This is a genomic window from Streptomyces sp. (genome assembly GCF_035563135.1).
In the GTDB taxonomy this organism is placed as follows: Bacteria; Actinomycetota; Actinomycetes; order Streptomycetales; family Streptomycetaceae; genus Streptomyces.
In genome coordinates, this window is record NZ_DATMVN010000058.1 from 1 (window position 1) to 6,394 (window position 6,394).

At 69.4% G+C, this 6,394-nt stretch carries 5 protein-coding genes; all 5 read left to right on the forward strand.

The window, feature by feature from the left end; all coding sequences use genetic code 11:
- Positions 1-218: 218 nt before the first annotated feature.
- A complete protein-coding gene (locus tag VN520_RS02550; RefSeq protein WP_325745171.1) occupies positions 219-1,487 on the forward strand; it encodes a hypothetical protein in 1,269 nt (422 codons plus the stop codon).
- Positions 1,488-1,518: 31 nt separating this feature from the next.
- Positions 1,519-2,442 carry a DUF721 domain-containing protein gene (locus tag VN520_RS02555; RefSeq protein ID WP_325745172.1) on the forward strand — a complete coding sequence of 308 codons (924 nt, stop codon included), beginning with the start codon at positions 1,519-1,521 and terminating at the stop codon, positions 2,440-2,442.
- Positions 2,443-2,568: 126 nt separating this feature from the next.
- Positions 2,569-3,522 carry a hypothetical protein gene (locus VN520_RS02560; RefSeq protein WP_325745173.1) on the forward strand — a complete coding sequence of 318 codons (954 nt, stop codon included), beginning with the start codon at positions 2,569-2,571 and terminating at the stop codon, positions 3,520-3,522.
- A gap of 74 nt (positions 3,523-3,596) precedes the next feature.
- The gene (locus VN520_RS02565) at positions 3,597-3,989 is read left to right on the forward strand and encodes a hypothetical protein (RefSeq protein ID WP_325745174.1); all 393 of its coding nucleotides are present in this window, start codon (positions 3,597-3,599) and stop codon (positions 3,987-3,989) included.
- Between the two features lie 185 nt (positions 3,990-4,174).
- A partial coding sequence (locus VN520_RS02570) for an FtsK/SpoIIIE domain-containing protein (RefSeq protein ID WP_325745175.1) occupies positions 4,175-6,394 on the forward strand: 2,220 nt, incomplete at its 3' end.

Below are 6,394 nucleotides of genomic sequence, written 5' to 3' on the forward strand. Positions count from 1 at the left end.
CAGCGCGAGCTGCGGCAGGCCGGGAGCGGTCTCCTCGCCCGTTGCGTTACCGGGGTCGGCCTCCGCCGCCCATAGCGGCTGACCGCCGGCCCCGGATACCTCGCTTCCGGTCTCCAGCCGGCAAGCGCCCGCCCCTGAGGCGGCCCCTTCTTCCTCCGCACCTGAGCGGCAGCCACGCCTGACTTTGTGCTGCCCGAAAACACTGAGAGCCCCTCTTCATGCGCCGCCCGCCCCACCAGCCGCACGCCGAGCCGCATCGGCTGGAGCCTGTCCCGTCTGCCGAGCAGGACGTCATCACCACCCGGTCCCGGCGTTGCCAGCCCCGCGCTTGGCTCCGGGCTGTCGCCTGGCTCATCGACAGCGGCGCGCATCCCAAGGCACTGGCCACCACGACGGTCGACGTCGCCCTCGACCTCGCTGCCCGTATGGACTTCCAGCGGGGCATCGTCCTGTACGACCTCGAAGGCACCGCCCGGCGCGTCGGCATATCGCGCGCGACCGTGAAGCGGCACATCAAGGTCCTCCGCGAGCTCGGCGCACTCGTCTGGCTGGAGCACGGCAGCCGCCGCAACCTCCGTCTCCCGGGCCGCCCGTACACCGCCACAGCCACGGTCTACGGCGCCACCATCCCGCCGGCTTACGACGCTGCCCACGGCCACCGCCTGTCCGGCCACGGATACACCGCCAGGCACACCGGCTTCACCCCCGAAGGCCGGGCGCAGGCCATCGCCGCCGCGCAGGAAACAGCAGATCAGAACCGGCGTGAGCCCCCTTCCCGTAGCACCACCACCCACTCCCCTAAAGCTGACGTGAGAGGTAGATCAACAACTACGCGCCAGGCGCGAGCGAACAAGATCACTCAGCCCAAGAAGAAGTCCGTCCTCGGCCGCCCCGTCACCGCCGCCGCCTACCAGGTAGCCGACCGGTTCGCCCGAGCACTTCGCCCGCTCCACAACTGGCTTCAGCGCACCCGCATCGAGCAGCTGTCCTGGGTCCTGGTCGACAAGGCCGCCGCCGGCGCATCCCTCCAGCAGGTCCACGCCTGGCTTCACGAGATCAACCCCAGCCACTACTTCGGACCGCGCTGGCGCCCCCACCGCGCACACGCCTACGTCGCCGCACAGCTCCAGCGAGACGCCGCCCAGGAGCGGGAGACGGCGCAGCGGCTGGCCGACGAAGCCCGGGCCACCCCGCCCACCGCCGAGTTCACCAACGCCGTTCAGGCCCTGAGGAACGACAGCGCCGGCAACGCCGAGGAGATCGAGGAATTCGCGGCGGTCACCACCATCGATGAGCTCGATGCCAGCCTCGTGCAGCAGATGAGGGCCGACGCCTGGGGGCGCTTCAAGCACTACGGCGACACCGACCTGGTCCTCACCGCCGTCGACGGCCTCGGCGTGGCCGAGGCATCCCGCCTCTACACCGCGCAACTCGTCGACGCCTGCATCCGCTTTCACAGCAACCCGCGCCTGCAGAACGCCTGCTGACCCGCACTCGAGCACGAGGAGGACGAACGACATGACGGCACACCCCGCCATGCACCTGGAACCGGACCTCACCGGTGCACCGAATGTGGACGCCGCTGCTCTCCCCACCGCCCCTTCCGCGGAAGCAGCCACGGAGTCGGCCGCAGGCGCTGACCTGGCGCGAATCGCTCTGCGACGGGCCAGGGCCGATGCCAAGAACAACCCCGTCAAGACCAAACGCAAGCGGACTGTTGGTTCCCGGCGGCCCAGCGGTGCTGACGGCCGGGACCCCAACCCCCTGGGCAGCATCATCAGCCAGCTGGTGGTGGACAACGAATGGGAGGGAGGAGCTGCGGGGGCGGACCTGAAGAAGGAGTGGCCCTCTCTCCTCGGTGAAACACGTGCCACCCACTGGAAAGCCGAAGAGTTCGACGAAGAGACCGGCACCCTGCGAGTCCTGTGCGAATCCGCCTCATGGGCGGCCAACCTGCGGCTCCTGTCAGCCCAGGTGATCGCCGAGGTCAACGAGAAGTTCGAGCGGCTCCAGTCCCAGACGCACAAGGGCAAGCGCCGGTCCAGCCCGCTGCGCGGACTCGACGTGCAGCTACGCAGCGGCCGCCCCACCGCGTCATCCCACGACGCTGCGCCAGCGGTCCCCGAGGCGCCTGCCCCGGTACTCCGCAAGGAACGCGCCGCACCGCCCACCGCCGAGTACCAGCAGGAACGTGCCCGGCAGGCGGAAGCCCGGGCCGCGCGGAAAGCAGCTGGAGAGCCCACCTGCCCGCAGCCGTCAGGAACACCCGCGCCTCCTACGCGCCCGCACCCGCACCCGGGCGACGCCCCCAGCGCCGAGTACCGCGAGCAGCGTGAACGGATCCGTCGGGCACGCAGAGCCACCCGCGAGCAGGTCCTTGCCATAGCGAGGGAGGAACCCACCCCTCCCGCCTCCGAGGCCTTCTACGCCTACGCCAGCTGACATCTGACTCAGAGAAGGGAAAGTCCCATGCCTGTACCAAGCCCCCCTCCGAGCGCGCCGGGAAGGAGCACCGCGGCGACGTCTCGCCCTGTACGTGAGGTCGGTGATACGGACACTGCCGCCTTCATGAACCATCTGTTCGATCTGTCCCGCACCGTTCCCGTGGCGGTGCTGTCTCCTGATCCCCGCCGCGAGGACGGCGTCCCGCTGATCGATCCGATCCGCCTGTATGACCAGGTCAACCCTGAGGCGGAAGTCGCGGTTCTCACCACGCACACAGCCGCCCGCAACCTGCGGGAGCTGATGCCTGACCTGGCCGTGTGGGGCGGAGCCGTCCGCATCGTCCGCCCCGGCGCAGCTCCGGACGATCCCAAGCACCGGCATCCTCTCGTCAAGATCACCCCGGGCCGCAGCGACGAAGCCCTCCGGGAGATCCAGCACCAGGTGCTCGGGCGCACCCTCGTCTACAGCACCACGACGCCCCAGCCCGGCAACAGCCGCCCGCCCGTGCCCGGCGACCACAGCAACCATGCGCCGGACGACATCGAGCACCTCCGCACCCTGCTGGCGGCCGAGAAGCGCACCACCTCATCGCTGCGTCAGGACGTACGACGGCTCAGCAAGGCCCTGCGAGCAGCCGAAGAGCGAGCCGAGATCGACACCCCCACCATCTACGCCGACCCCGAACAGCAGTTCCGCTACGAGCTCGACCAATGCTGGCTACGCATGATCGCCGAGCCGGACCGTCCCAGCCAGCCGCTCGCCCCCTTCACCCTCGGCCCGGACTGGCTCACCTCGCTGCACACCATCGAACTCGTGGACCGACGCAAGATCGTCGAGGTGACCGTCGAAGTCCTCACCGGCCTCGCCGCCGCCATACCCGGCCGACAGGTCCACCGGATGCGGGCCCGCGATGAGCGCGGTGGAGTTCCTCTCGTACGCGCCGACCAGGCCGTCGCGATGCGCTGCCACCTCAAGAACCAGACCTCGGCCGCGCCCCGCCTGATGTGGTGGAGACTGCCCGATCAGAGCATCGAGCTGGCCAGGGTCGCCCTCCATGACGACACCCATTTGCGATGACACACGCACCGACAGCACGCCGACTCCGGGCGACAGCAATCCATACGCGCCGCCGAGATGCGAGGACCTCAACCATGGCCAGGACCAACCTCTGGAACATCCAGAAGTTCGATCAGACACTGGGCACCTACACCAACCTCGACGCGGCCAAGGCCCACGGCGACCACATCATCCGCGACCACTACCGTCCCCACATGGACCGCCACCGGGTGCCTGCCAGCCACCGCGTCGTCGACTGGCGTGTTCCCTGCTGCGGCCCCCTGCACGGCCCCGGTCAGTTCAACCACACGGCCCACCTGGTCACGCACGCGGTCGGATGCCGGCCGCTGGAGTACCGTGCGCTGGTCCTGCGCCCCTTCTGGGCCGCTACCGGCAAGGCGGCGGGCACCGGTCACGTGAGCACCGCCTGGGAGATCTGGCAGGGCTTCGCCTACGACCGGTTCGACCCCGGCGCGACGCTCACATAGCCCGGCCAAGTCCGTAGGTGACGGTGCCCCGTCTGCTACCTCACGTGGGGCCACCGTCACACCAGGCCGGGAGCGCGGCTCTCGCTCACCTCCCGCTCACCGGCTGCGGACCAGCGGATCAGAGCTGTCCGCTTTCCCGAGCACGATCCGGGTAACACCGCTGTCGACTCGGGAGGACCACCCTCATGCCCGCGGCCAGAAAACGCCGCCGCCCCGCCGCCCGCCGGCCCGCCGCCGGGCCCGGATGGCCGGTGGGCGCGCACACCCGAACGTGGCTGGCATTCACCCTGGGCCGCGACCGCAGTCGCGCCTTCGGGAAAGTGCCGCACCTCCTCCTCAACTGGCTGGTCATGCCGCTGCTGGCCGGAGCCTGGTACCTGCAGTGGCGCCAGTGGCAGGCCCTCTCCTCGGTCACCGTCATCGCCCTGCTGTACACCATCGGCCGGGCCGCACGTGTCATCCCCCGCCAGCGGCGAGCTCTGTCCGAGCTGTACGGCCGCGTGGTGAAGCCATGCGGACTGCCGGCTCCCACCGTTACCCGGCCGGTGAACGAAGCCCAGTACATCCGCGTCACCCGCTGGCGGCGCTCCACCGTGATCGCTGCCGCACGCATCATGATCGCCCCCTCGGCGCCGGCCGCTCAGGCCCGCACGCGGTGGCAGGCCGAGAAAGCCGTCGAAGCCGCGCCCATCCCGCCGGGCACCGGCTGGGTCTTCGACTGGGCCCACCCCGGCTCTCTGGCGTGCGATCTCGTCAACGAGGGTGACCCGCGACTGCTGCGTATGCAGGATGAGCGGTGGATCAACACAGTCATCGGTCAGCTCTTCCCCGCGCCCCGCGGCGTCGACGTCGACGTGTCAGTCGCGGTCGGCGCTTGGGAGAACCGCGACGGCCGCGAAGCCCCCATCGAGCTGACTGTCACCCTGGGCGCCTACGACGTCTCCCAGCGCGCCTTCCGGGAGAACGTCGAACGCGTCATCGACGCCCAGATCGATCGCGGCCACGTGTGGATCTACACCTGGCGGCCCGGGGAGCTCACGATCCGCGGAGTGCCCTCCGGCTCACCGGAGGCGATCCGCAAGCAGGGCAACCGCTTCATCTCCGACCTCATCACCGCCCAGATCCCGGCCCGGCAGGCCGGCCAGCTCACCGTCGACATCACCAAGTGGGAGGACGACCCCAACAGCCCCAGGGCCAACACGCCCCTGGAGATCACCATCGGCCTGGGCACCCTGGACGTCGCCGCGCCAGAACTACGCACCCGTATCGAGCGCACCCTGGACACCGCCCTGTCCAAAACCCTTCCGGACCGGACCTGGCTGCCGGACTGGACCTTCGCCAATACCAACCGGCTGGTCCTGAAGGCTGTTTCCAACGCCGATCCCCGCGCCGTACGGAAGCGGGAAACGGCCCGACTGCAGGCTGTCGTCGAGTCCAAGTTCCCCACCAAGCGAGGCCAGGACCCCGTCGAGGTGGACATCCACACCTGGAGCAGCCACCGAGGAAGCAACGGTTCCCCGGTCGAGCGGCCCGAGTCCTTCACCGTGACCTTCGGCGCCTACGACGTCACCAAGCCGGAGACCAGGGACGCCTTCGAACAGCACGCTGACTCCCTCACCGACACCAACGACTGGCACTACGCCTGGAGCGAGGCGGAAGGCCGGGTCACCGTCAGCGCCGTCCCCAAACTGCCCACCCAGCTCGCCTTCCCCGAACCCGGCAGCCCCGAGTTCGAGGAGTTCCTCGCCCTCGCACGCCGCGGCACCATCCGCTTCGGCCCCGTCAAGGGAGGCGGCTGGCTCGACTGGGACCTGCAGCAGACCCCCCACGCCCTCATCGGCGGAAAGACCGGCGCCGGCAAGTCCGTCGCCCTGTCCTTGATCCTCTTCCCCGCCCTGTACGACCCGACCATCTACCAGCTCATCGTCTGCGACCCCAAGCGCACCGACTTCACCTGGACTCCCGAGTTCCCCGCCGTCATCAGGTTCGCCGCGACGGACGAAGAGATCTACGAGGCCATCCAGGCGTTCGCCGGCGAAATGGACAAGCGCCAGTCCCTCCTGAACAAGTACGGGCGCCGCAACCTGCAACTCCTGCGCGACGCCGTCGCCCGAGGCGAAGTCGTCCTGCGCGACGACGACACCATCCCGGGCCGGCTGATCCTCTTCTTCGACGAGATCGCCGACTACCTCGCCAAGTCCGCGAACAAGGAGATCGAGGAACTCAAGAACGACGCCAAGGCGATGCTCGAGAAGGTCGCCCGCCTCGGCCGCGCACTGGAGACGAACATCGCCTGCGCCGCCCAGAAGCCGGCCGGCGACATCCTCGGCATGCAGCTGCGCTCCCAGCTCGGCCGACGCCTCGGCGTCGGCCCCCTGGACCAGTACGAATCGCAGCAGATCCTC

Excerpts from the sequence above, each read along its gene's own strand:
- VN520_RS02550 (WP_325745171.1), top strand. The coding sequence starts at position 219 with ATGCGCCGCCCGCCCCACCAGCCGCACGCCGAGCCGCATCGGCTGGAG.
- VN520_RS02555 (WP_325745172.1), top strand. The coding sequence starts at position 1,519 with ATGACGGCACACCCCGCCATGCACCTGGAACCGGACCTCACCGGTGCA.
- VN520_RS02560 (WP_325745173.1), top strand. The coding sequence starts at position 2,569 with ATGAACCATCTGTTCGATCTGTCCCGCACCGTTCCCGTGGCGGTGCTG.
- VN520_RS02565 (WP_325745174.1), top strand. The coding sequence starts at position 3,597 with ATGGCCAGGACCAACCTCTGGAACATCCAGAAGTTCGATCAGACACTG.